Here is a 23132-nt window from a genome sequence, read left to right as displayed (position 1 = left end):
GGCGAAGAAATCGAGATTGTCGGCATCAAGGACACGATCAAGACCACGTGCACGGGTGTGGAGATGTTCCGCAAGCTGCTGGACGAGGGCGAAGCGGGTGACAACGTGGGCGTTCTGCTGCGTGGCACCAAACGCGACGAAGTGGACCGTGGTCAGGTGCTGTGCAAGCCGGGCTCGATCACGCCGCACACGCAGTTCGAGTGCGAGGTGTATATCCTGGGCAAGGAAGAAGGCGGCCGTCACACGCCGTTTTTCAACAACTACCGGCCGCAGTTCTACTTCCGGACGACGGACGTGACCGGCGCGGTGACGCTGCCGGAAGGCACGGAGATGGTGATGCCGGGCGACAACGTGAAGATGTCGGTGAAGCTGATTGCGCCGATTGCGATGGAAGAGGGCCTGCGCTTCGCGATCCGCGAGGGCGGCCGTACCGTCGGCGCCGGTGTCGTCAGCAAGATTATCGAATAAAGAATCGCGGACTACAGTTCGTCCCCGTATGGGGCACTGGCCGCGGAAACGAGTTACGAACAGAGACATTAGATCATGGCTGAACAGGTCATTCGCATACGCTTGAAAGCGTTCGATCATCGACTGATCGATCAGTCGACACGGGAAATCGTCGATACCGCGCGCCGTACCGGCGCTCAGGTCAAGGGACCGATTCCGTTGCCGACGAAAAAGGAGCGTTTCACCGTGCTGATTTCTCCGCACGTGAACAAGGACGCCCGCGATCAGTACGAGCTGCGTACGCACAAGCGTTTGATGGATATAGTCAATCCGACGGATAAAACCGTTGATGCATTGATGAAACTCGACCTGGCCGCCGGTGTGGATGTCCAGATCAAGCTTAATTAATTTAAGTATTTTTATTGGATAGAACGATCATGGCTTTAGGGATCATTGGACATAAGCGCGGTATGACCCGGATCTTCACCGATAATGGTGATTCCATTCCGGTGACCGTTATCGAGATTGCGCCGAACCGCGTGACCCGTGTCATGACCCCGGAGACCGACGGCTATCGTGCCGTGCAGGTTACCTGGGGCAGTAAGCGTGCCAATCGTCTGAGCAAGCCGGAGGCTGGCGAGTTTGCCAAGGCCGAGGTGGAAGCGGGCGAAGGTCTGCACGAGTTCCGGCTTGAGGACGGCGAGGGTGATGACCTGCAGCCGGGCAGTGAAATCAAGCTGGATCTGTTTAGCGAAGGTCAGAAAGTTGATGTGGCCGGCACCACGATAGGTAAAGGCTTTGCCGGTACTATCAAGCGCCACCACTTCAAGGGGCAGCGCAAGACCCACGGTAACTCGCTGTCACACCGCGTGCCGGGCTCAATCGGCCAGAACCAGTCGCCGGGCAAGGTCTTCAAGGGCAAGAAAATGGCCGGGCATATGGGTAACAAGAACCGTACGATTCAAAGTCTGGAAGTCGTGCGTGTCGATGCCGAGCGCAACCTGCTGTTGATCCGTGGCGCCGTGCCGGGTGCAAAAGGTGGTCGAGTGCTGGTTCGTTCTGCCATCAAGATGCGCAACAAGGCCCAGGCACAGGCCGCCGAGTAGTATAGAGCGAGTAAGGAACGATTATGGAACTCACGCTGCATAAATCGGGCAACAAGAGCACCGGCAAGGTCAAGGTAGAGGACGCGGTGTTTGCGGCCGGCTTTAACGAGCCGCTGATTCATCAGGTTCTGACTGCCTATCTGGCGGCGGCCCGTTCGGGCACGGTCGAGCAGAAGACGCGTGCTGAAGTCAGGGGTGGTGGTCGCAAGCCCTGGCGTCAGAAAGGCACTGGTCGTGCGCGCGCAGGTACCATTCGCAGTCCGCTGTGGCGCGGCGGTGGCAGGACCTTTGCCAGCAAGCCGCGTGACTATGAACAGAAGGTGAACCGCAAGATGTATCGTGGTGCGATGCGGTCGATTCTGTCTGAACTGGCACGTCAGGAGCGCCTGATTATCGTTGACGATATCAATGTGGATTCGCCGAAGACCAAGGCTCTGATCGAAAAGCTCAGCAGCCTGTCCGCACCCGAAGCCCTGATCGTGACGCATGAACTGAACGAAAACCTGTACCTGGCGTCGCGGAATATCCGCAAAGTGGACGTGATTGACCACACCGAGGTCGATCCCTACAGCCTGATCGGTTTTGAAAAAGTAATCATGACCGAAGCAGCGATCAAAGAAATCGAGGCGCGCCTGTCATGAGTGACAAGAAAGTAATGAGAGAACGTTTGCTGGATGTGCTGCTGGAGCCGCGCATCACCGAAAAAGCCACGCGCATTGGCGAGGACAATAACCAGTTTGTGTTCAAGGTTGCCCGTGATGCGAGCAAACCGGAAATTAAGGCCGCCGTTGAGCAGCTCTTTGATGTGCAGGTGAGCGGCGTGCAGGTACTGAACGTACATGGCAAGACCAAGCGGTTCGGTACCAGCATGGGAAGACGTGATAACTGGAAGAAAGCCTACGTTACGCTGAAATCCGGTTTTGACATCGATTTTATGGGCGCAAAGTAAGGAATTAGCGATATGGCATTGGTTAAACCAAAACCCACGTCAGCCGGTCGCCGGTCCATGGTCAAGGTCGTTACGACCGACCTGTACAAGGGCGAACCGTATGCGCCGCTGCTGGAAAAGCAGAACAAGACCGCTGGCCGTAATAGCCAGGGCCGTATTACCGTTCGTCATCGCGGCGGCGGTGCCAAACAGAGCTATCGCCTTATCGACTTCAAACGCGACAAGGATGGCATCAAGGCAACCGTCGAACGCATTGAATACGATCCGAACCGTAGTGCACATATCGCCCTGCTGAAGTACAGCGATGGCGAGCGCCGCTATATTATCGCGCCGAAAAATATTAAGGCCGGTGCCGGCCTCATGTCCGGTATTGATGCCGAGATAGCACCGGGTAACGCACTGCCGCTACGCAATATTCCGGTAGGTACCACGGTGCATTGCATTGAAATGAAGCCCGGCAAGGGTGCGCAGATGGCACGCAGTGCCGGTGCCTCGGTGCAGCTGGTCGCACGCGAGGGCGGTTATGCCACATTGCGCCTGAAATCCGGCGAAATGCGCAAGGTGCCGGTGGAATGCCGTGCCACCATTGGTGAAGTTGGCAACAGCGAACATTCACTCAAACAGTTCGGCAAGGCCGGCGCCAAGCGCTGGCGCGGTGTTCGCCCGACTGTCCGTGGCGTTGCCATGAACCCGGTCGATCACCCGCATGGTGGTGGTGAAGGTCGTACCTCGGGTGGCCGTCATCCGACGTCACCGTGGGGCAAGCCAACCAAGGGCTACAAGACTCGCAGCAACAAGCGCACTGACGGCATGATCGTGCGCCGGCGCCGCAAAAATAAATAATTGAGGTAAGCAACGTGCCACGTTCAATCAAAAAGGGACCGTTCGTCGATCATCACCTGGCCGCCAAGGTGGATGCCGCCCGCGCCAGCAATGACAAGCGTCCGATCAAGACCTGGTCACGCCGCTCCATGGTGTTACCGGACATGGTTGGTTTGACGATTGCCGTGCATAACGGTCGTCAGCACATGCCGGTTTATGTGAGTGAAAACATGGTCGGCCATAAGCTGGGTGAGTTTGTGGCGACCCGTACCTTCCGTGGCCATGCTGCGGATAAAAAGGCCAAGTAAGGAATATTGAGGATTATGACGCCATGACCACTCAGGCGACATTGAAAAATACACACCTGTCACCGCAGAAAATGCGGTTGATGGCTGATCTGATTCGCGGCCTGCCGGTTGATCGCGCGTTGAACATTCTGGCTTTCAGTAATAAGAAAGCCGCGCCGATCATGAAAAAGGTTCTGGAATCTGCCATTGCCAATGCAGAACACAATGATGGCGCCGATATTGACGCGCTGAAAGTGTCCGCTGTGTGGGTGAACCAGGGACAGGCCATGAAAAGACTGCGGCCGCGTGCCCGGGGTCGGGCCGATCGTATATTGAAGCGTACCAGCCACGTGACGGTCACCGTCGCCGAGGCTGAATAGTCCAGCGAGCAAGCGAGGAAAGTATGGGACACAAAGTACATCCAATCGGCCTGCGACTGGGCATCATCAAGGACTGGACGTCGAAATGGTATGCCGATTCCAAGCACTATGCGGATTATCTGCACACCGATTTGAAGGTGCGTGAATATCTGCGCAAGCGGCTCTCGAATGCCTCGGTCAGCCGTATCCAGATCGAGCGGCCGGCCAATAATGCCCGGATCATCATTCATACTGCGCGCCCGGGTATCGTCATCGGCAAGAAAGGCGAGGATATTGATCGTCTGCGCAAGGATGTCTCCACCATGATGGGTGCGCCCGTCAGCATTAATGTTGAAGAAATCCGCAAGCCGGAGCTGGATGCCTATCTTGTCGCTGAAAGCGTGGCCCAGCAGATTGAGCGCCGCATCATGTTCCGGCGCGCCATGAAGCGCGCGGTAACCAACACCATGCGTCTGGGCGCACTGGGCATGAAGATTAATGTCAGCGGCCGTTTGAATGGCGCTGAGATCGCGCGTACCGAGTGGTATCGCGAAGGCCGTGTGCCGCTGCACACACTGCGTGCCGATATTGACTACGGCCTGGCGGAAGCCCGAACGACCTACGGCATCGTTGGTGTCAAGGTCTGGATCTTCAAGGGTGAAAAATTCAGCATGCAGTATGCTGAAGATGAGGAAACATCCAAGAGCGATGCCTCGGCTGCCACGAAGGCTGCATCGTAAAGCATTCAAGCGTAAGGATTTGAACGGTGTTACAACCTAAACGTACAAAATTCAGAAAGCAGATGAAGGGTCGCAACCGCGGCCTGGCGCATACTGGCAACAAGGTTAGCTTCGGCGAGTACGGCCTGAAAGCGACCACTCGCGGACGTATTACCGCGCGCCAGATCGAGGCTGCACGTCGTGCCGTGACGCGCTATGTGAAGCGCGGCGGGCGCATCTGGATACGGATTTTTCCGGACAAGCCGATTTCCAAGAAGCCCCTTGAAGTCCGCATGGGCGGTGGCAAGGGTAACGTGGAATTCTGGGTTGCCCAGATCCAGCCGGGTCGAGTGCTCTATGAAATCGAGGGTGTGACCGAAGAACAGGCCCGCGAGGCCTTCCGACTGGCAGCTGCCAAACTGCCGGTGCAGACGAGCTTTGTAGCCAGACAGGTGCTGTGATGAAGGCAAGTGAATACCGCGGCAAGAACGCCGATGAACTGAATAAAGCATTGCTTGAGCTTAAGCGCGAGCAATTCAACCTGCGCATGCAGGCGGGTTCGGGGCAACTGACAAAGCCCAGCGAAGTTCAGCGCGTGCGACGTGAAATTGCGCGCGTAAAAACGATTATTAACGAACAGTCGGCTTAAGGATTTAGGCCAGCAACAGGCTCTGAACAGGTAATAAAGCAGATGACCACCGAGATCACCAATGCGGCCAAGACCCTGAGCGGGCAGGTCGTCAGTAACAAGATGGATAAAACCATCAGCGTGCGTATTGACCGTTTGGTTAAGCACCCGCTGTACGGCAAGTTCATCCGTCGCTCGACCAAGGTGCTGGCCCACGACGAAGCCAATGAGTGTCAGGAAGGCGATACCGTGATTATCGAGCAGTCGCGCCCGCAGTCCAAACGCAAGGCTTGGCGGCTGGTAGAAGTCGTCACCCGGGCCGTGAAGGTCTGACCGGTATACAGGCGAAGACAGGAGAGCCCGGATGATTCAGATGCAGACAATACTGAACGCGGCCGATAACAGCGGTGCGCGTGAACTGATGTGCGTCAAGGTGCTGGGCGGTTCCAAGCGCCGCTACGCGAACATCGGTGATGTGATTAAGGTCAGCGTGAAAGAGGCAATTCCGCGCGGCAAGGTCAAGAAAGGTGAAATGTACAATGCCGTGGTCGTTCGAACCAAAAAAGGCGTCCGTCGCCAGGATGGTTCACTGATACGTTTTGATAACAACGCGGTTGTATTACTGAATAATCAGTTACAGCCGGTGGGTACACGTATTTTCGGCCCGGTAACGCGCGAACTGCGTAATGAAAAATTCATGCGCATTGTGTCGCTGGCACCAGAGGTTCTGTAAGCGATGAGTATGGCGAAGATTAGAAAAGGCGACGAAGTCATAATCCTGACCGGCAAACACAATGGTCAGAGAGGTACCGTGTTGCGTGTATTGCCTGAGAATAATCAGGTGATTATCGAAAACGTTAACATGGTCAAACGTCATACCCGTGCCAATCCGATGCGCGGGGAAGGTGGCGGTATCGTCGAGAAGGAAGCGCCCATGGATATTTCGAATGTGGCTATTTATAACCCGGTATCGCAAAAGGCCGATCGTATTGGCTTTCGCATTCTCGAGGACGGCCGCAAGGTGCGCTACTTCAAGTCCAATAACGAAGTTGTCGATGTCTAAGGTGAGCTGATATGGCCAGACTGCAAGAATTTTATCGAGACACTGTCATCAAGCAGCTTACCGAACAGTTCGGTTACAAGAGCCCGATGGAAGTGCCCAAGATCAGCAAGATCACCCTGAACATGGGCGTAGGCGAAGCTGTGGCAGACAAGAAGGTTCTGGATCATGCGCTCGATGACATGACCAAGATCGCCGGCCAGAAGCCGGTGATGACCAAGGCTCGCAAATCGGTCGCGAATTTCAAGATTCGCGAGGAATACCCGATTGGCGTCAAGGTGACGCTGCGCCGTGACCGTATGTACGAGTTTCTGGATCGCATGGTTAACGTTGCATTTCCGCGTATTCGCGATTTCCGTGGTTTCAGTGGCAAGTCGTTTGATGGTCGCGGTAACTACAGCATGGGCATCAAGGAACAGATTATTTTTCCGGAAGTTGACTACGACAAGGTAGATCAGCTTCGCGGAATGGATATTACAATTACGACGACCGCCAAGACCGACGAGGAAGCCAGGGCGCTGTTAAGTGCCTTCAGTTTCCCGTTCCGTGGTAGTTGAGCGTATAGAGATTGACTGAGGAATAGTTATGGCCAAAGTGTCGATGATAAACCGCGAACACAAACGCTTGAAGGAAGTTAAGCGTCAGGCTGACAAGCGTGATCAGTTGAAGAAGATTATTGCTGATCCCAAGTCCAGTGATGAAGCCAAACGTGAAGCGGTGGTTAAGCTGAACAAATTGCCACGTAATGGTAGTCCGATCCGGTTGCGCAATCGTTGCGCCTTGACCGGAAGGCCACATGGTTACTATCGCAAGTTCGGTTTGGGCCGCAACAAGCTGCGCGAGGCCGCAATGCGCGGCGACGTGCCAGGGCTGGTCAAGGCAAGCTGGTAACAGTTGTCTGAACAGATTAACGAGCAACGAGTAAAGAGACCCGGAAATACGCTATGAGCATGCAGGATCCAATCACGGATATGTTGAACCGCATCCGCAATGCGCAGGCGCGGGCCATGCGCGAGGTCAGCATGCCCAGCTCCAAGCTTAAAAAGGCTATCTGCGCCATCCTTAAGGATGAAGGTTTTATCGTCGACTATCGTGATGATGGTGATGAATCCAAACCGATTCTTACGGTCGACCTGAAGTACTTTGAGGGCAAGCCTGTAATTGAGACTCTGAAACGGGTAAGCCGTCCGGGACTGCGTATCTACAAGTCCAAGGATGATCTGCCCAGCATTATGAATGGTCTGGGCGTTGCGATTATCTCCACCAACAAGGGTGTCATGACCGATAAGACTGCGCGTCAGCAGGGTGTCGGTGGTGAAGTCCTGTGCATGGTTGCCTGATGGAGTTTTACTGATATGTCGCGTATAGCCAAATATCCAATCACCCTGCCGGATGGCGTTGAGGCCAAGCTCGACAATGGCATTGTCACGATCAAGGGCAAAAAGGGCGAGTCATCCTATGAGGTGAATCCCGATGTTGTCGTCACGGTTGAGGATGGTCAGATTAAAATCGCTGCTCGTGATGAAAACAGCAAAAAGGACTGGGCCCAGGCAGGCACTACGCGTGCCCGTCTGCAGAATATGGTGACCGGTCTGGGTGATGGGTTCGAACGCAAGTTGACCATTATCGGCGTTGGTTACCGGGCACAGGCACAAGGTCAGAAACTGAATCTGACGCTGGGCTTTTCGCATCCGGTTGTCTTTGACGTGCCCGAAGGTATTACCGTCGAGACACCAAGCCAGACCGAAGTTGTTGTTAAGGGAATGGACCGCCAGCTTGTCGGCCATGTGGCAGCCAAGATTCGTGGCTATCGTCCACCCGAACCCTACAAGGGCAAGGGAGTGCGTTATTCTGATGAACGCGTTATCCAGAAGGAGGCGAAGAAGAGCTGATGTCTGCTAATAAGCAAAGTACACGAATTCGCAGACGCGGTCGCAGCCGCGCTCATATTCGCTACCTGGGTGAACATCGTTTGTGTGTGCATCGTACGCCACGGCATGTTTACGCGCAGATTATCTCACCGGATGGTGGCAAGACTCTGGTGAGCGCCTCCACTCTTGATAAGGAAGTGCGCGCCGAAGTTGGTTATGGCGGTAATGTGCAGGCCGCGTTGACGGTTGGCAGAATTCTGGCGGAGCGCGCGCAGAAGGCGGGTATTACCAAGGTCGCTTTCGATCGTTCCGGCTTCAGGTTCCATGGTCGTATCAAGGCCCTGGCTGATGCCGCGCGCGAAAACGGTATGGAATTTTAAGGAACACTGATTATGGCGATGTCTGATTCATATACGGGTAATGAAGACCTGCAGGAGAAGCTGGTCTCGGTCAACCGCGTGGCGAAGGTTGTCAAGGGTGGCCGCCAGTTCGGTTTTGCGGCGTTGACCGTTGTCGGTGACGGCAAGGGCAAGGTTGGCGTAGGCCGCGGCAAGGCGCGCGAGGTACCATTGGCGATTCAGAAAGCCATGGAAAGCGCACGCCGTAACATGGTCAGCGTTCCGCTTAAAGACAGCACCCTGCATTACGCGACCAATGCGCGTCATGGTGCTGCCAAGGTCTATATGCAGCCCGCTTCGGATGGTACCGGTATTATTGCCGGTGGACCGATGCGTGCTGTCTTTGAAGTGCTGGGTGTGCACAATGTGCTGGCCAAATCGCATGGTTCGACCAACCCGATTAATGTCGTGCAGGCAACCATCAATGGTCTCAAGAGCTATAACTCACCCGAGCGTATCGCCGCCAAGCGCGGTAAAAATGTTGAAGAGATTACGGGCTGACGGTCATGAGCAGCAAACAGGGACAACTCAAAGTTACACTGACGCGCAGTAAATACGGGCGTCAGCTGAAGCATCGCCAGTGTGTCGCGGGTCTCGGTCTGCGCCGCATGTGGCAGACGGTGACCGTCGCCGACACGCCGGAAAATCGTGGCATGATCAATAAGATCAACTACATGGTCCGAGTCGAGGAGGCCTGAACATGCGTCTGAATACCATTAAGCCAGCCCGTGGTGCCAAGCAACAAGCCAAGCGCCTCGGCCGCGGTATCGGTTCGGGCCTGGGTAAAACCTCGGCCAAGGGCCACAAGGGCCAGAAAGCGCGCTCCGGCGGTTTTCACAAGGTCGGTTTTGAAGGTGGTCAGATGCCCATTCAGCGGCGTCTGCCCAAATTCGGCTTCAAGACCAGCCTGTCCCGGGAAACGGCCGAAGTGCGATTGCATGAACTGGCCGCCGTAGAGGGTGAAGTCGTAGACATGAATGCCCTGCACGAAGCACGGATTCTCAGCAGCGCCTACAAGCGCGCCAAGGTCATTGCCAGTGGCAAGATCGAGAAGGCTGTGACCGTCAAGGGTCTGAAGGTGACCAAGGGTGCCCGTGCCGCTATTGAAGCGGCCGGCGGCAAGGTGGAGGAGTAACTTGGCCTCGCAGTCACCGGCAATTCCCGGCGGTCTGGCCGGCCTCGGCAAGCTGACAGAACTGCGTCAGCGCTTGCTGTTCGTGCTGTTTGCGCTGTTTGTATACCGCGTGTTTACGCATGTGCCGGTGCCGGGCATCAATCCGATTGCCTTACAGGAAATGTTCAACCAGCAAAGCGGCACCATTCTCGACATGTTCAACATGTTTTCGGGTGGCGCGCTGCAGCGGTTCTCGGTATGTGCCCTGGGCATTATGCCGTACATTTCGGCATCGATTATCATGCAGCTTTTGACCGTGGTTGAACCGCGGTTGAAACAGCTGAAAAAGGAAGGTGAAGCGGGTCGTCGCAAGATCACGCAATATACTCGTTACGGCACCGTCGTGCTGGCAACATTCCAGGCATTTGGCGTCGCCTTTGCCCTGGAAGGTCAGCAGGCAGCCGGCATGAATGTCGTCATGGACCCGGGGATCGGTTTCAAGGTCATCGCCGTGACGACATTGGTCACCGGTACATTATTTTTGATGTGGCTGGGTGAGCAGATTACCGAACGCGGCATCGGCAACGGCATCTCGATGATCATTTTTGCCGGTATTGTCGCCGGCCTGCCGTCAGCTATTGGCGGTACGGTGGAACTGGCGCGGACCGGCGAGATGAACGTGCTGATGCTTATCGGTTTGTTCGTACTGGCGATTGCAGTAACCGGCTTTGTCGTTTTCGTTGAACGTGGTCAGCGTAGAATTACGGTGAACTACGCCAAGCGCCAGGTTGGCCGTAAGGTGTATGCCGGGCAGTCCAGTCACCTGCCGTTGAAATTGAATATGGCCGGCGTGATTCCGCCGATTTTTGCATCGAGTATTATTCTGTTTCCGGCAACGCTCGCGGGCTGGTTTGGACAGGGCGGTGATGGTGGCGCCAACTGGCTCAGCACCATCGCCAATACCATGCAGCCGGGACAGCCGCTATATATCGGACTGTTTGCAGCGGCGATTATATTTTTCTGTTTCTTTTATACCGCGATCGTATTCGATCCGCGTGAGACGGCAGACAATCTGAAGAAATCAGGTGCATTCATTCCGGGCATGCGTCCGGGCGACCAAACGGCCCAGTATCTGGACAAGGTTCTGACACGGCTGACTCTGGCCGGTGCTGCCTACATTACGCTGGTCTGCCTGTTGCCGGAGTTCCTGATTCTTGAATTCTCGGTACCGTTTTATTTCGGTGGTACATCGCTGCTGATTATTGTGGTCGTAGTCATGGATTTCATGGCGCAGGTGCAGTCGCATCTTATGTCGCATCAGTACGAAGGGCTGCTGAAAAAGGCTAATCTGAAAGGCTACGGCCGGCGCTAAGGTCCCAGCGCTTAGAATTGAGCGGAGAGCTGTTATGAAAGTCATGGCATCGGTCAAAAAAATCTGTCGCAACTGCCGGGTTATCCGGCGGCGCGGTGCAGTTCGAGTGATTTGCTCGAATCCGCGCCACAAGCAGCGGCAGGGTTGAAAAAGGTTTAACTGGAGTCGCAACTATGGCACGTATAGCCGGCGTCAATATCCCGGTCGACAAACATGTGAGCATCTCGCTCACCTATATTTATGGCATTGGCCGGACACGGGCCCTGCAGATTTGTCAGGATGCGGGGGTGCAACCGACTGCCAAAGTCCGTGATCTGGATGAGGCAAACCTTGATGCTATCCGTCAGGAAATCGAGAAATACGAGGTAGAAGGTGATCTACGCCGAGAGGTCTCGATGAATATCAAGCGTCTGATGGATCTGGGTTCATTCCGGGGCGTACGTCATCGTCGCAGCCTGCCGTTGCGCGGCCAGCGCACACGCACGAATGCTCGTACCCGCAAGGGGCCGCGCCGGGCTGTCAGGAAATAAGGATAGATAGGTTACGATTATGGCTAAGGCTGCAACGCGTACGCGCAAGAAAATTAAAAAGACGGTTGTGGACGGCATTGCGCATGTCCATGCCTCTTTCAATAACACGATCATCACGATCACCGACCGTCAGGGTAATACCCTGGCATGGGCGACTTCGGGTGGCAGCGGATTCCGTGGTTCGCGCAAGAGCACCCCGTTTGCGGCCCAGGTCGCATCCGGCAAGGCTGGCGAAGTGGCGGCGGAATACGGCATGAAATCACTGGAAGTATTCATCAAGGGTCCCGGTCCCGGCCGTGAATCTGCCGTGCGCGCGCTGAACGCAGCCGGTTTCAAAATCACCAATATCACTGACGTGACGCCGATTCCGCATAACGGATGCCGGCCGCCGAAAAAGCGTCGAGTTTAAGCGAGTTTAATAGAGGCAAACAGCAAGATGGCCAGATATCTCGGACCCAAATGCAAACTGAGCCGGCGCGAAGGCACCGACCTGATGCTGAAAAGCCGTGCCCGCCCGATCGAGTCCAAATGTCAGATCGACAAGGTGCCGGGACAGCACGGTGCGCGCCAGAAGCGCCTGTCGGACTACGCCACCCAGCTGCGTGAGAAACAGAAGTTGCGGCGTATCTATGGTGTACTGGAACGGCAGTTCCGTATTTACTACAAGGAAGCTGCCAGACTTAAGGGGTCAACCGGTGAAAACCTGCTGAAATTACTGGAGTGCCGCCTTGATAATGTGGTTTATCGCATGGGCTTTGGCACAACCCGTAATGAGGCACGACAGCTGGTTAGCCATAAAGCCGTACTGGTTAATGGCAAGGCCGTAAATATCCCTTCTTATCAGGTGCAGCCGCAGGATGTTATCGCGATTCGCGAAAAAGCGAAGAAACAGTCGCGGATACAGGATTCTCTGACTATGTCCGAGGAACATGGCGCACCGGAATGGGTTGATGTTGATGGCAAGAAGATGGAAGGCATCTTCAAAAACGTACCAGATCGCAGTGATTTATCTAGCGAAATCAATGAGAATCTGGTGGTGGAACTTTACTCCAAGTAATCAGTAGAGGTTTATTCATGCACTCAGCCGTCAGCGAATTGTTGAAGCCACGCCGCGTCGACGTTGACCCAGTCAACGATCGTAGCGCGAAAATTATCATCGAACCGCTGGACAGTGGTTTCGGTCATACGCTCGGCAATGCCCTGCGTCGAGTGCTGTTGTCGTCCATGCCGGGTTGCGCCATTACTGAAGTCGAGATTGATGGTGTCCTGCATGAGTACACGACCATCGAAGGCGTTCAGGAAGATGTGACCGATGTGTTGTTGAACCTGAAGGGTATCGCGATTCGTATGCATGCCCGTGAAGAGGCAACACTGACCCTGAAAAAAACGGGTCCCGGCGAGGTAAGAGCCAGTGATATAACACTGGACCATGATGTGGAGATAGCCAATCCGGATCATTTCATTGCCAACTTGACCAAGGAAGGTGAGCTCAACATGACCATGCGGGTATCGCGTGGCCGTGGCTATCATCCGGTTATGATTGAGGCAACGACGGAAGAAACTGACCAGACTATTGGTCGGTTGAAGCTCGATGCATCCTATAGCCCGATCCGTCGCGTCTCCTATGAGGTGCAGAACGCGCGTGTCGAGCAGCGTACCAATCTGGACAAGCTGGTTATCGAAATTGAGACCAATGGTACGATTGATCCGGAAGACGCCGTGCGCGAAGCAGCCGGTATTCTGCGTGACCAGCTCTCAGTGTTCGTGAACCTGGAAGCGCAGGAAGAATCTCAACCGAAGACAATGAAGGAGCCGGAAATCGATCCTATTCTTTTGCGGCCGGTTGACGATCTTGAACTCACCGTTCGTTCGGCGAATTGCCTGAAGGCGGAGAGTATTTATTATATCGGCGATCTCATTCAGCGTACCGAAGTCGAATTACTCAAGACCCCGAATCTGGGCAAGAAGTCCCTGACAGAAATCAAGGACGTACTTGCTTCTCGTGGCCTGTCGCTGGGTATGCGCCTGGAAAACTGGCCACCGACAGGTCTGTATGATGATCAGGACAAAACGGCTTCGGCCTAAGGTATTACAGGATAATTATCATGCGTCATCGTAATAGTGGCAGAAAACTCAGTCGCGACAGCAGCCACCGTCGTAGTATGTTTCGTAATATGGCCGTGTCGCTGATGCAGCACGAGCAGATTCGTACGACCTTGCCCAAGGCCAAGGAACTTCGCCGTGTGGTTGAGCCGCTGATCACCATGGCCAAGAATGATAGCGTATCGAAGCGCCGTATGGCCTTTGATCGTCTGCGTGATCGCGAGACCGTTACCAAGCTGTTCAATGAACTGGGGCCGCGCTATCAGGCGCGTCCGGGTGGCTATCTGCGCATCCTCAAGTGCGGTTACCGTCCCGGTGATGCGGCACCGATGGCGATCGTCCAGTTGGTCGACAAGCCGGAGGCCAGCACGAAGGAAACTGCCGAGACGTAGTCGACTGCCAGACAATCTATTAAAAAAACCGGGCGTGCCCCGGTTTTTTTGTTTGTGCCATTTGCAAGCGCGTATACGTATCTCGTGGGCGGAACTCGGGATTGACAGGATGATTTTAGCGGCCAAGTCTCGTTGACAAACGAGATACGAGATACGAGATACGAGATACGAGATACGAGATACGAACCAATGATCGTCCTTTTTACAGACTACGGATTAACCGGCCCTTATACCGGCCAGCTCGAGATCATGCTGCGTTCGTGCGCTCCCGACACACCGGTCATCAACCTCTGCGCCGATGTACCGCGACAGGATCCAAAGGCAGCGGCCTACCTGCTGGCGGCATTGCGGCAGTCGCTGCCACAAGCGGCCGTGTGGCTATGTGTGGTCGATCCTGGCGTTGGCACCTGGACCGACCAGCCAGTCATGCTGAACCTGGATGGTAAATGGTTTGTCGGGCCGGATAACGGGCTCTTCGACATCGTTGGCCGCCGCGCCAGACAGTGCAGCGGTTATGTGATTAGCTGGCGGCCCGATGTGCTGAGTAACAGTTTTCATGGCCGTGACCTGTACGCGCCGGTTGCTGCGGAGCTGGCACAGGGCCGGCATCCGGCGGCCGAGGCCTGCAACTGGCAGCCGCGCCATCAATGGCCGGATGATCTCAACGAGGTTATATATATCGACGCATTCGGCAATGCCATGACAGGGATGCGTGCCACCAGCCTCGATCGGAGCGCCGAACTGGTCATCAATGGTGACGCATTGTGTCATGCGGCCACCTTTGCTGAAGTCGAGCCGGGTGTTGCCTTCTGGTACGAAAACTCGAACGGACTCGTCGAAATCGCTGTGAACCAGGGCAGTGCGGAGGCGGCATTGGACCTGGAGGTTGGCAGCAGTTTCGTGGTGGCGTTATCCGGCTAGTCGAGTTTCTGGCGCAGCAGTTCGTTGACCTGCTGTGGATTCGCCTTGCCCTGTGATTGCTTCATCGCCTGGCCGACTAGGTAGCCCAGAACCTTGTCGTTACCATTACGGTATTGCTCACACTGGTCCGGGTTGGCAGCGATCACGTCGTCGACCAGTTGTTCGATGGCGCCGGTATCGGTTACCTGTTTCAGGCCGCGGTCTTCAATAACCTGATCCACTTCGCCCTCGCCATTCCAGAGCGCATCAAATACGGTCTTGGCGATTTTTCCGGAAATGGTCTGATCCTGAATTCGGGCAACCAGCTCACCCAGTTGCCGTGCACTGACCGTTGACCGCGACAGCTCAACGCCGTCGCGGTTGAGCGCGGCCGAGAGTTCACCCATGGTCCAGTTGGCACAGACTTTGGCATGGCCGCCGGCTGTCGTCACGGATGTCTCGAAGTAGTCGGCCAGTTCACGGCTGGCGGTCAGAACGCCGCTGTCGTAGTCTGACAGTTCATACTGCTCGATAAAGCGCTGGCGTCGTGCGGCCGGTAGTTCCGGCAGTTCGGCGCGGATCTCCTCGATGAAGCTGTCATCGATGTCGACCGGTAGCAGATCCGGATCAGGAAAATAGCGGTAGTCGTGGGCCTGTTCCTTGCCGCGCATAGAACGCGTCTCGCCCTTGTTCGGATCATACAGTCGTGTTTCCTGAATGACCTCGCCACCGGATTCTATTAGGGCAATCTGTCGTTCAACCTCGTAATTGATGGCCTGTTCAACGAAGCGGAAGGAGTTCAGGTTCTTCAGCTCGGCCCGGGTGCCGAACTGCTCGCTGCCGGCCGGGCGCACCGACACGTTGGCATCGCAGCGGAACGAGCCTTCCTGCATGTTGCCATCGGAGATATCCAGGTAGCGGACCAGGGCATGGAGGGTTTTCATATAGGCAGCCGCTTCTGCGGCACTGCGCATTTCCGGCTCGGAAACGATTTCCACCAGCGGCGTACCGGCTCGATTGAGGTCAACAGCCGTGCTGTCGCTGTACAAGTCGTGTATCGACTTGCCGGCATCTTCCTCGAGGTGTGCGCGGGTGATGTTGATGGTCTTGCGCGTACCGTCGGGCAGGTCAATATCGATGGCGCCACGGCCGACGATCGGTAACTCGTATTGACTGATCTGGTAGCCCTTGGGCAGGTCGGGGTAGAAATAATTCTTGCGCGCAAAAACCGACTGGCCAGCGAGTTCGGCATTGATCGCCAGACCGAACTTGACGGCCTTGCGGACCACTTCACGATTCAGTACCGGCAGTACACCGGGCAGACCGAGGTCGACGGCGCTCGCCTGGCTGTTTGGCTCTGCCCCGTAAGCTGTCGAGCTGCCGGAGAAAATCTTGCTTTTTGTATTGAGCTGGACGTGTATTTCCAGCCCGATGACGGTTTCCCATTCCATGACTGTTTATATCGGCTAGTCGTTTATGCTGGAAAAATGGTCCGCAAATGAACGCGAATAAACGCGAATACATACGAATCGAACAAGATAAAGTTTGTTTTCAATTGCTTGCATATCTGAGGCCCAAGTATTGGAAGAGTCTGATATCCTTTATGCGCGTTCATTTGCGGACAGTTCACATCTTTACTCACAGCCTTCCGGTACCCGCTCATGCCAGTCGGTAACCTGCTGATAGCGATGCGCGACGTTCAGAAGCCGTCCTTCGCTGAAATAGTTGCCAATCAGATGCATGCCGATCGGCAGCTCGCCGGAGAAACCGGCCGGTAATGACATCGCCGGCAGGCCGGCCAGGTTGGCGGTGACCGTGTAGATGTCGTTGAGGTACATGCTGACCGGATCGGCGGTTTTCTCGTTGAGCCCGAAGGCCGGTGCCGGCGTGGTTGGGCCGAGGATGACGTCGACGGCTTCAAACGCGCGCTGGAAGTCGTCCCGGATCAGTCGCCGCACCTGCTGGGCTTTCAGGTAGTAGGCGTCGTAGTAACCCGACGACAGGGCGTAGGTGCCGATCATAATGCGGCGTTTGACCTCGCGGCCGAAACCCTCGGAGCGCGAGCGACAGTAGAGATCCTGCAGGTCGGCCGGGTCGGCACAGCGGTAGCCGTAACGGACCCCGTCGAAACGCGCCAGGTTGGACGACGCCTCGGCCGGCGCGACGACATAATAGGCCGGGATGCCGAGGCTGGAGTTGGGCAGCGTGATTTCCTTGAGCCGGGCGCCGAGCTTTTCCAGCTCCGCGGCGGCCGTCTCGATGGCCGCGGCGACATCCGGATGCAGGCCCGCGCCGAAAAACTCCTTCGGCAGGCCGAGCGTCAGTCCCTCCAGACTGTCTCCCAGCTGGGCGCTGTAATCCTCGCTGTCGCGTTCTATCGAGGTCGAATCCAGCGGGTCGAAGCCGCTCATGGCGGACAGCAATAGCGCGGCGTCCTCGGCCGTGCGCGTCATCGGCCCGGCCTGATCGAGGCTCGAGGCGAAGGCAATCATGCCATAGCGCGACACGCGGCCGTAGGTCGGCTTGATGCCGGTGATGCCGCACAACGCCGCCGGCTGGCGAATGGAGCCACCGGTATCGGTGCCAGTGGCCGCCGCCGCCAGGCGGGCTGCCACGGCCGCTGCCGAACCGCCGGAAGAGCCGCCGGGAACCGTCTGCGCGCGCCAGGGATTGGTCACCGGGCCGTAGTAGCTGGTTTCATTGGACGAGCCCATGGCGAATTCGTCCATGTTGGTTTTGCCGAGCATGACCATGCCGGCGTCCTGCAGGCGCCGGACCACAGTGGCGTCGTAGGGCGCAACAAAATTATCCAGCATGCGCGAGCCGCAGCTGGTGCGTACCCCCTGTGTACAAAAAATATCCTTGTGTAACAATGGGATACCTGTCAGTGGCCCGGCCTGGCCGGCGGCCCGGCGGGCGTCGGCGGCCTCGGCCTGGGCGAGCGCCGTCTCCGCTGACAGTGTAATGATGGCGTTGAGGCGGCTGTCCAGCTGCTGGCAGCGATCCAGATGCAGCCGGGTGAGTTCGGTGCTGCTGATCTCGCCGGCAGCCAGTGCCCGGGCCTGTGCGACTAGGGTATTCAGATACATGGCTGTTCCGTGGCCGGCGCTGGCGCCGGTCCGATAAATTATCCTTTATTAATCAATAACTTTAGGTACAAGGTAGTAGCCGCTGGCAACCGCCGGGGCGGTCGCCTGGAAGGCGTCGCGCTGGTCCGTCTCACTGACCTCGTCGGCGCGCAGGCGCGCGGTCAGCTCCAGGGGATGCGCCAGCGGCGCCACGTCACCAGTGGCGGCCGCGTCAAGCTGATCGACCAGCGCCAGGATCTGGCCCAGCTCGTCCTGGTAGGCGGCATTGTCGTCAGCGTCCACTGACAGGCGTGCCAGGGTGGCAATCTGGTCGACCGTGTTTTTATCAAGCGCCATGTTGAGTGGTCTCGCGATGAATGGTTGGTTGATCCTTGAAATTGCGGAAATTTATCACAGACCCTATCTTGCTGAAAATCTTGCGCGTTGTTACAGTAGCGCAGTTTTGGTCACGTCGCAGGGAACAACCAAGGACCAGCAAACGCCTGTTACCGGCCCCGCAGCTGCCAGTCTGCTATCGATAGAGCATCCGGGGCATGATTCATGCTTGCCATTTTACACATGAATAACCGGTCACGCTGTTTTTAGTCCAGTTCCGCCGGCGTAGCTGTCTTCCTGCAGGCCGCCACTGGCCCATCCTTCACGGTGAATTGACAAGATGCTGAATAAAATACGCGGACTGTTTTCCAATGATCTCTCCATCGATCTGGGTACTGCCAACACACTGATCTACGTCCGCGGCAAGGGGATTGTACTCAATGAGCCATCAGTTGTAGCCATACGCCAGAGCGAGGGCAATAACAGCAAGACCATTTGTGCTGTCGGTGCTGAGGCCAAGCGCATGCTGGGCCGTACACCGGGACATATAACTGCGATCCGGCCACTGAAGGACGGTGTTATTGCCGACTTCACCGTTACCGAAAAAATGCTGCAGTATTTTATTCATGCGGTCCATGGCAATACGCTTTTCAAGCCGAGTCCCCGGGTACTGGTCTGTGTGCCCTGCGGCTCGACCCAGGTTGAACGCCGTGCGATCCGTGAATCCGCGGCCGGCGCCGGTGCCAGTGCTGTCTACCTGATCGAGGAGCCCATGGCGGCCGCGATCGGGGCCGGCATGCCGGTAAGCGATCCACGCGGTTCCATGGTGCTCGATATCGGTGGCGGCACGACCGAAGTAGCCGTTATTTCCCTGAACGGCATTGTTTATTCAGAATCCATTCGTGTCGGTGGCGATCGCTTTGACGAAGCCATTATGAATTATGTGCGCCGCAATTACGGCACGATGATCGGTGAAGTTACGGCCGAGCGCATCAAGCACGAGATCGGTTGTGCTTTCCCGGCCAATGAAGTCAAGGAAATGGAAGTTCGCGGCCGTAATCTGGCCGAGGGTATTCCCCGCAGCTTTACGTTGAACAGCAATGAAATTCTTGAGGCGCTGCAGGAACCACTGGCCGGTATCGTCGGCGCGGTGAAGACAGCACTCGAGAAGACGCCGCCGGAACTGGGTTCCGATGTCGCCGAACGCGGTCTGGTTGTTACCGGTGGTGGCGCGTTGTTGCGCGATCTGGATCGCCTGCTGATGGAAGAGACCGGCCTGCCGGTCATTGTTGCCGAAGATCCTCTGACCTGTGTTGCGCGGGGTGGCGGCAAGTACCTGGAAATGATTGAAGAGTACGGCAAGGATATACTATCCGTTGAATAAGGCCGAGGTGAATAACAGGACGGTCCGCAGATAATGCGGCCGGGAGCTGACGATCAAAGCACTATTTCAGAAAAAGACGCCCCTGCTAATTAAGCTGGTGTTTTTCACCATGGGATCCGTCGCCCTGCTAACGGTGGACCATCGTCAGAATCATCTTGATAACATCCGATCTGCCCTGTCGGTTGTCGTCTATCCGGTACAGTTACTGGTCGAGCTGCCCGTCGATATTGCTTCCTGGTCCTCCGAAAACCTGCAAAGCCGTCAGGCGCTGATAGAGGAAAACGAACGTCTGCGCGAAGAGCGCTTCATGCTCGAGTCAAAATTGCAGCGGTTTGCCGTAGTCGAGGCGGAGAATCGCCGTCTGCGCGAGTTGCTTGAATCATCGCTCAAACTGAACCAGAAGGTACTGGTGGCCGAACTGCTGTCGGTTGAACTCGAACCATTCCGCCGGCAGGTCGTCATCGACAAGGGGCGCCGCGAGGGTGCCTACAATGGCCAGCCGATTGCTGATGCCCGTGGCATCATGGGGCAGATCACCCATGTTGGACCATTCTCGAGTACGGTTCTTCTGATAACCGATCCCAGCCATGCATTGCCGGTGGAAGTCAATCGCAATGGTCTGCGCGCGATTGCGATTGGTAACGGTGAGGACAACATGCTGCGTCTGGAACATATTCCCAGCAATGCCGATATCCGTGAAGGCGATCTGCTGGTCTCGTCGGGGCTCGATGGCCGCTTTCCAGCCGGCTATCCGGTTGGTCGGGTGAAAGACATCAATCTGGCTGCAGGCGAATCGTTTACCGAAGTCAGCGTGGTTCCAAGCGCCCGGCTACAGCAGAGTCGGGAGGTCATGATGATATGGCCCTACAAGCCGGGGCAGTCACTACCCGGAAACGAACAGGAATTCACCGCACAATACAGCAATGACTGATCATCCCCGTCACGGTACCAGCATCATCATTCTCAGTTTCATCGCTGCATTCATGCTGACGGCGATGCCATTACCGGACTGGGCCCAGCCCTGGCGGCCTGTCTGGCCGGCCATGGTACTGGTTTACTGGTGTATGGCCCTGCCGGAACGAGTTGGCGTGGGCGTAGCCTGGTGTCTGGGGCTATTGCTTGATGTCCAGCAGGGTACTCTGCTGGGCCAGAATGCCCTCGGCTTTACCCTCATTGCCTTTATTACGCTCACGCTTTATCAACGTTTGCGTGTCTGTTCACTGGCCAAACAGGCCCTGATGGTAGCCTTCTTATTGTTAATCTATCTGTTGATTTCGCTCTGGATACGCACCATGGTCGGTTATCCACCCCGGCAATGGACCTACTGGATGCCAGCACTGACCAGCATGCTGCTGTGGCCATGGTTATTCATCATCATGCGTGATTTGCGCAGGAAATACCGGGTTTCATAACAAAGTTGAACGGCACGACGCATGCCTCCTGAGTTTGTTTTCAAGGACACAGACCGGGAGTCACGGCTTATTCACCGGCGCATATTATTTACCGGTGGCGTGATTCTCCTACTCATGGTCCTGCTGGTCAGCCGTATTGCCTATATACAGATCGTCAGACATGACCATTTCACGACACTGTCACAGGATAACCGGGTCAAGATCCTGCCCGTTGCACCGACGCGGGGGTTGATATACTCACGTGATGGTGTGTTACTGGCAGAAAACCAGCCTTCCTACAATCTGGAACTGATACCAGAGCGTATAAATAACCTCGATCGAACTATTGAACGACTGGGCCAGATCGTGGCGATTGACCAGAATGATGTCGATCGCTTCTACGATACACTCAAGCGCATTCGCCGGTTCGAGCGTGTACCGCTGCGTCTCAATCTTACCGATGCCGAGGTGGCGCGGTTTGCCGTACGCCGGCACGAGTTTCCGGGCGCCGATGTGAGCGCACGGCTCAAGCGTGAATATCCGTTGGGAGAATTGACCTCGCACGTGATCGGATATGTTGGTCGCATTGACAAGAATGATCAAAAGCGTATCGACCTGGCTAACTATAGCGGTACCAGCCATATTGGCAAAACAGGGGTAGAGCGCAGTTACGAGGATCAACTGCATGGCAAGGTTGGTTATGAACAGGTCGAGGTGAATGCAGCCGGTCGAGTGTTGCGTGTGCTTGATCGGACACCGCCGGTATCGGGCAAAAATGTGCGCCTGACACTGGATATCTCGCTACAACGTGCGGCGCAGGAAGCATTGTCCGGCAGACGCGGCTCGATTGTAGCGATTGACCCGCGCAACGGCGAGGTTCTGGCTATGGTCAGCAACCCGGGTTACGATGCCAATCTGTTTGTCGACGGGATTCGTCCGGCAATTTATAACGCACTGCGGGACTCTCCCGACCGACCATTGTTTAATCGTGCGTTAATGGGGCAATATCCACCGGGTTCGACCCTCAAGCCATTCGTTGGTCTGGCCGGGCTGGAGTATGACGTCAGAGTACCTGATACAGATACCTGGTGTCCCGGATGGTTCTCGTTACCCAACAGCAGTCATCGCTATCGTTGCTGGAAAAAACATGGTCATGGTCAGATGAATCTGAATGAAGCCATAGCCCAGTCCTGTGATGTGTATTTTTATTCGCTAGCCAATGATTTGGGTATTGAGCGTATGCATGAATTCCTGGAGCGGTTTGGCTTTAACAAAAAGTCGGGTATTGAAATTGGCCCTGAATCAGACGGTAATGTACCGTCAAGACAGTGGAAGAAGCGCGTATATGGTCAACCCTGGTATCCGGGGGAAACCGTCATTGCTGGTATCGGACAGGGCGCCATGCTTGCAACGCCCATGCAACTTGCCAGCGCTACAGCCATACTGGCAAATCATGGCAAGGTCGTGACACCGCATTTACTAGAGGAAACCTATGACCCGGTCAGTGGAGAAGTTATCAAGGATTATGAGCCCAAGGAAAGCCGGATTGAGCTGACAGAACCTGCTGACTGGGGCAGAATCGAGCAGGCCATGCGTGACGTTGTCCATGGCGATCGTGGCACAGCCCGTCGTATTGGTCAGGGTGCCGACTACGAGATTGCCGGCAAAACCGGGACGGCACAGGTTATCGGTATAGCCCAGGGTGAAGAATATGACGAAGAAACAGTACTTGAACGCCACCGTGACCATGCCTTGTTCGTGGCTTATGCACCGGTCGAGGAACCCAGATTAGCAGTGGCTATTATTGTAGAGAATGGTGGCAGTGGTTCGGGTACAGCAGCACCGATGGCGCGGGCAATTTTCGATCATGCTCTAATGAAAACTGATGACTAGTTT

The 23132-nt window shown here is 55.8% G+C and carries 37 protein-coding genes; 34 read left to right on the top strand and 3 right to left on the bottom strand.

What is annotated here, in order from left to right; translation table 11 throughout:
* From J2T55_RS06025 to J2T55_RS05880, 30 genes are all read left to right on the top strand, one after another.
* Positions 1–468 (top strand): EF-Tu C-terminal domain-related protein (locus J2T55_RS06025; protein WP_259054814.1); only part of this gene is annotated, 468 nt, incomplete at its 5' end.
* Between the two features lie 75 nt (positions 469–543).
* Positions 544–855, top strand: coding sequence for a 30S ribosomal protein S10 (gene rpsJ / locus J2T55_RS06020; protein WP_407660051.1), 312 nt, complete (start codon positions 544–546; stop codon positions 853–855).
* 29 nt (positions 856–884) lie between these two features.
* On the top strand, positions 885–1553 hold the full coding sequence (gene rplC, locus J2T55_RS06015; protein ID WP_259054813.1) for a 50S ribosomal protein L3: 669 nt from the start codon (positions 885–887) through the stop codon (positions 1551–1553).
* Positions 1554–1576: 23 nt separating this feature from the next.
* Positions 1577–2194 carry a 50S ribosomal protein L4 gene (rplD, locus tag J2T55_RS06010; protein ID WP_259054812.1) on the top strand — a complete coding sequence of 206 codons (618 nt, stop codon included), beginning with the start codon at positions 1577–1579 and terminating at the stop codon, positions 2192–2194.
* Entirely contained in the window at positions 2191–2502 is a 312-nt protein-coding gene (gene rplW / locus J2T55_RS06005) for a 50S ribosomal protein L23 (protein ID WP_407660049.1), read from the top strand. The genes rplD and rplW overlap by 4 nt, the downstream gene beginning before the upstream one ends.
* A 12-nt stretch (positions 2503–2514) precedes the next feature.
* Complete coding sequence (gene rplB, locus J2T55_RS06000) at positions 2515–3345, top strand: 50S ribosomal protein L2 (RefSeq protein ID WP_259054811.1); 831 nt, start codon at positions 2515–2517, stop codon at positions 3343–3345.
* A gap of 14 nt (positions 3346–3359) precedes the next feature.
* Positions 3360–3632, top strand: coding sequence for a 30S ribosomal protein S19 (gene rpsS / locus J2T55_RS05995; RefSeq protein WP_259054810.1), 273 nt, complete (start codon positions 3360–3362; stop codon positions 3630–3632).
* A gap of 23 nt (positions 3633–3655) precedes the next feature.
* Positions 3656–3991, top strand: coding sequence for a 50S ribosomal protein L22 (rplV, locus tag J2T55_RS05990; RefSeq protein WP_259054809.1), 336 nt, complete (start codon positions 3656–3658; stop codon positions 3989–3991).
* A gap of 23 nt (positions 3992–4014) precedes the next feature.
* A complete protein-coding gene (gene rpsC, locus J2T55_RS05985; protein ID WP_259054808.1) occupies positions 4015–4710 on the top strand; it encodes a 30S ribosomal protein S3 in 696 nt (231 codons plus the stop codon).
* A 26-nt stretch (positions 4711–4736) separates the two neighbouring features.
* The gene (rplP, locus tag J2T55_RS05980) at positions 4737–5150 is read left to right on the top strand and encodes a 50S ribosomal protein L16 (RefSeq protein ID WP_259054807.1); all 414 of its coding nucleotides are present in this window, start codon (positions 4737–4739) and stop codon (positions 5148–5150) included.
* Entirely contained in the window at positions 5150–5338 is a 189-nt protein-coding gene (gene rpmC / locus J2T55_RS05975) for a 50S ribosomal protein L29 (RefSeq protein ID WP_259054805.1), read from the top strand. Before rplP ends, rpmC begins: the two co-directional genes overlap by 1 nt.
* A 42-nt stretch (positions 5339–5380) precedes the next feature.
* A complete protein-coding gene (gene rpsQ / locus J2T55_RS05970; RefSeq protein WP_407660048.1) occupies positions 5381–5650 on the top strand; it encodes a 30S ribosomal protein S17 in 270 nt (89 codons plus the stop codon).
* Positions 5651–5681: 31 nt separating this feature from the next.
* Positions 5682–6050: a 50S ribosomal protein L14 gene (gene rplN / locus J2T55_RS05965; RefSeq protein ID WP_259054804.1), complete on the top strand. Its 369-nt coding sequence runs from the start codon at positions 5682–5684 to the stop codon at positions 6048–6050.
* A 9-nt stretch (positions 6051–6059) separates the two neighbouring features.
* On the top strand, positions 6060–6380 hold the full coding sequence (gene rplX / locus J2T55_RS05960) for a 50S ribosomal protein L24 (protein WP_259054803.1): 321 nt from the start codon (positions 6060–6062) through the stop codon (positions 6378–6380).
* Between the two features lie 11 nt (positions 6381–6391).
* Positions 6392–6934: a 50S ribosomal protein L5 gene (gene rplE / locus J2T55_RS05955; protein ID WP_259054802.1), complete on the top strand. Its 543-nt coding sequence runs from the start codon at positions 6392–6394 to the stop codon at positions 6932–6934.
* A 28-nt stretch (positions 6935–6962) separates the two neighbouring features.
* Positions 6963–7268: a 30S ribosomal protein S14 gene (rpsN, locus tag J2T55_RS05950; RefSeq protein WP_259054801.1), complete on the top strand. Its 306-nt coding sequence runs from the start codon at positions 6963–6965 to the stop codon at positions 7266–7268.
* A gap of 53 nt (positions 7269–7321) precedes the next feature.
* Entirely contained in the window at positions 7322–7717 is a 396-nt protein-coding gene (rpsH, locus tag J2T55_RS05945; RefSeq protein WP_259054800.1) for a 30S ribosomal protein S8, read from the top strand.
* 15 nt (positions 7718–7732) lie between these two features.
* The gene (rplF, locus tag J2T55_RS05940; RefSeq protein WP_259054798.1) at positions 7733–8269 is read left to right on the top strand and encodes a 50S ribosomal protein L6; all 537 of its coding nucleotides are present in this window, start codon (positions 7733–7735) and stop codon (positions 8267–8269) included.
* Positions 8269–8628: a 50S ribosomal protein L18 gene (gene rplR, locus J2T55_RS05935; RefSeq protein WP_259054797.1), complete on the top strand. Its 360-nt coding sequence runs from the start codon at positions 8269–8271 to the stop codon at positions 8626–8628. The genes rplF and rplR overlap by 1 nt, the downstream gene beginning before the upstream one ends.
* Before the next feature lie 18 nt (positions 8629–8646).
* Positions 8647–9147: a 30S ribosomal protein S5 gene (rpsE, locus tag J2T55_RS05930; protein WP_407660047.1), complete on the top strand. Its 501-nt coding sequence runs from the start codon at positions 8647–8649 to the stop codon at positions 9145–9147.
* A gap of 5 nt (positions 9148–9152) precedes the next feature.
* Positions 9153–9344, top strand: coding sequence for a 50S ribosomal protein L30 (gene rpmD / locus J2T55_RS05925; RefSeq protein ID WP_259054795.1), 192 nt, complete (start codon positions 9153–9155; stop codon positions 9342–9344).
* Positions 9345–9346: 2 nt separating this feature from the next.
* A complete protein-coding gene (gene rplO, locus J2T55_RS05920; protein ID WP_259054793.1) occupies positions 9347–9781 on the top strand; it encodes a 50S ribosomal protein L15 in 435 nt (144 codons plus the stop codon).
* Position 9782: 1 nt separating this feature from the next.
* Positions 9783–11132, top strand: a complete 1350-nt coding sequence (secY, locus tag J2T55_RS05915; protein ID WP_259054792.1) for a preprotein translocase subunit SecY — start codon at positions 9783–9785, stop codon at positions 11130–11132.
* 34 nt (positions 11133–11166) lie between these two features.
* Positions 11167–11280 carry a 50S ribosomal protein L36 gene (rpmJ, locus tag J2T55_RS05910; RefSeq protein ID WP_259054791.1) on the top strand — a complete coding sequence of 38 codons (114 nt, stop codon included), beginning with the start codon at positions 11167–11169 and terminating at the stop codon, positions 11278–11280.
* 25 nt (positions 11281–11305) lie between these two features.
* Positions 11306–11662: a 30S ribosomal protein S13 gene (gene rpsM / locus J2T55_RS05905; RefSeq protein WP_259054790.1), complete on the top strand. Its 357-nt coding sequence runs from the start codon at positions 11306–11308 to the stop codon at positions 11660–11662.
* 19 nt (positions 11663–11681) lie between these two features.
* A complete protein-coding gene (rpsK, locus tag J2T55_RS05900; protein WP_259054789.1) occupies positions 11682–12071 on the top strand; it encodes a 30S ribosomal protein S11 in 390 nt (129 codons plus the stop codon).
* 27 nt (positions 12072–12098) lie between these two features.
* Positions 12099–12719, top strand: coding sequence for a 30S ribosomal protein S4 (gene rpsD, locus J2T55_RS05895; RefSeq protein ID WP_259054788.1), 621 nt, complete (start codon positions 12099–12101; stop codon positions 12717–12719).
* A 17-nt stretch (positions 12720–12736) separates the two neighbouring features.
* Positions 12737–13747 carry a DNA-directed RNA polymerase subunit alpha gene (locus J2T55_RS05890; RefSeq protein ID WP_259054787.1) on the top strand — a complete coding sequence of 337 codons (1011 nt, stop codon included), beginning with the start codon at positions 12737–12739 and terminating at the stop codon, positions 13745–13747.
* Positions 13748–13767: 20 nt separating this feature from the next.
* Positions 13768–14157 carry a 50S ribosomal protein L17 gene (gene rplQ, locus J2T55_RS05885; protein ID WP_259054786.1) on the top strand — a complete coding sequence of 130 codons (390 nt, stop codon included), beginning with the start codon at positions 13768–13770 and terminating at the stop codon, positions 14155–14157.
* 189 nt (positions 14158–14346) lie between these two features.
* Positions 14347–15078 carry an SAM hydrolase/SAM-dependent halogenase family protein gene (locus J2T55_RS05880; RefSeq protein WP_259054785.1) on the top strand — a complete coding sequence of 244 codons (732 nt, stop codon included), beginning with the start codon at positions 14347–14349 and terminating at the stop codon, positions 15076–15078.
* On the opposite strand, the gene gatB is transcribed toward J2T55_RS05880, so the two are convergent.
* From gatB to gatC, 3 genes are all read right to left on the bottom strand, one after another.
* Positions 15075–16508, bottom strand: coding sequence for an Asp-tRNA(Asn)/Glu-tRNA(Gln) amidotransferase subunit GatB (gatB, locus tag J2T55_RS05875; RefSeq protein WP_259054784.1), 1434 nt, complete (start codon positions 16506–16508; stop codon positions 15075–15077). The two genes, J2T55_RS05880 and gatB, sit on opposite strands and share 4 nt — an antisense overlap.
* A gap of 183 nt (positions 16509–16691) precedes the next feature.
* The gene (gatA, locus tag J2T55_RS05870) at positions 16692–18146 is read right to left on the bottom strand and encodes an Asp-tRNA(Asn)/Glu-tRNA(Gln) amidotransferase subunit GatA (RefSeq protein ID WP_259054783.1); all 1455 of its coding nucleotides are present in this window, start codon (positions 18144–18146) and stop codon (positions 16692–16694) included.
* A gap of 48 nt (positions 18147–18194) precedes the next feature.
* Positions 18195–18482: an Asp-tRNA(Asn)/Glu-tRNA(Gln) amidotransferase subunit GatC gene (gatC, locus tag J2T55_RS05865; protein WP_259054782.1), complete on the bottom strand. Its 288-nt coding sequence runs from the start codon at positions 18480–18482 to the stop codon at positions 18195–18197.
* 319 nt (positions 18483–18801) lie between these two features.
* Here gatC and J2T55_RS05860 point away from each other — a divergent pair, with 319 nt between their 5' ends.
* From J2T55_RS05860 to mrdA, 4 genes are read left to right on the top strand one after another with little or no spacing between them, the layout of a single operon-like run.
* Positions 18802–19845 carry a rod shape-determining protein gene (locus tag J2T55_RS05860; protein WP_259054781.1) on the top strand — a complete coding sequence of 348 codons (1044 nt, stop codon included), beginning with the start codon at positions 18802–18804 and terminating at the stop codon, positions 19843–19845.
* 46 nt (positions 19846–19891) lie between these two features.
* Complete coding sequence (gene mreC, locus J2T55_RS05855; RefSeq protein WP_310521978.1) at positions 19892–20776, top strand: rod shape-determining protein MreC; 885 nt, start codon at positions 19892–19894, stop codon at positions 20774–20776.
* Positions 20769–21257 (top strand): rod shape-determining protein MreD, encoded by a 489-nt coding sequence (mreD, locus tag J2T55_RS05850; RefSeq protein ID WP_259054780.1) that lies wholly within the window; start codon positions 20769–20771, stop codon positions 21255–21257. The genes mreC and mreD overlap by 8 nt, the downstream gene beginning before the upstream one ends.
* A gap of 21 nt (positions 21258–21278) precedes the next feature.
* Positions 21279–23129 carry a penicillin-binding protein 2 gene (mrdA, locus tag J2T55_RS05845; protein ID WP_259054779.1) on the top strand — a complete coding sequence of 617 codons (1851 nt, stop codon included), beginning with the start codon at positions 21279–21281 and terminating at the stop codon, positions 23127–23129.
* Positions 23130–23132: the final 3 nt, after the last annotated feature.

The organism is Methylohalomonas lacus, assembly GCF_024808875.1.
GTDB classification, from domain to species: Bacteria; Pseudomonadota; Gammaproteobacteria; order Methylohalomonadales; family Methylohalomonadaceae; genus Methylohalomonas; species Methylohalomonas lacus.
The sequence above is the reverse complement of the archived record's forward strand: the minus strand, read 5'-3'. Positions and strand labels throughout refer to the sequence as shown.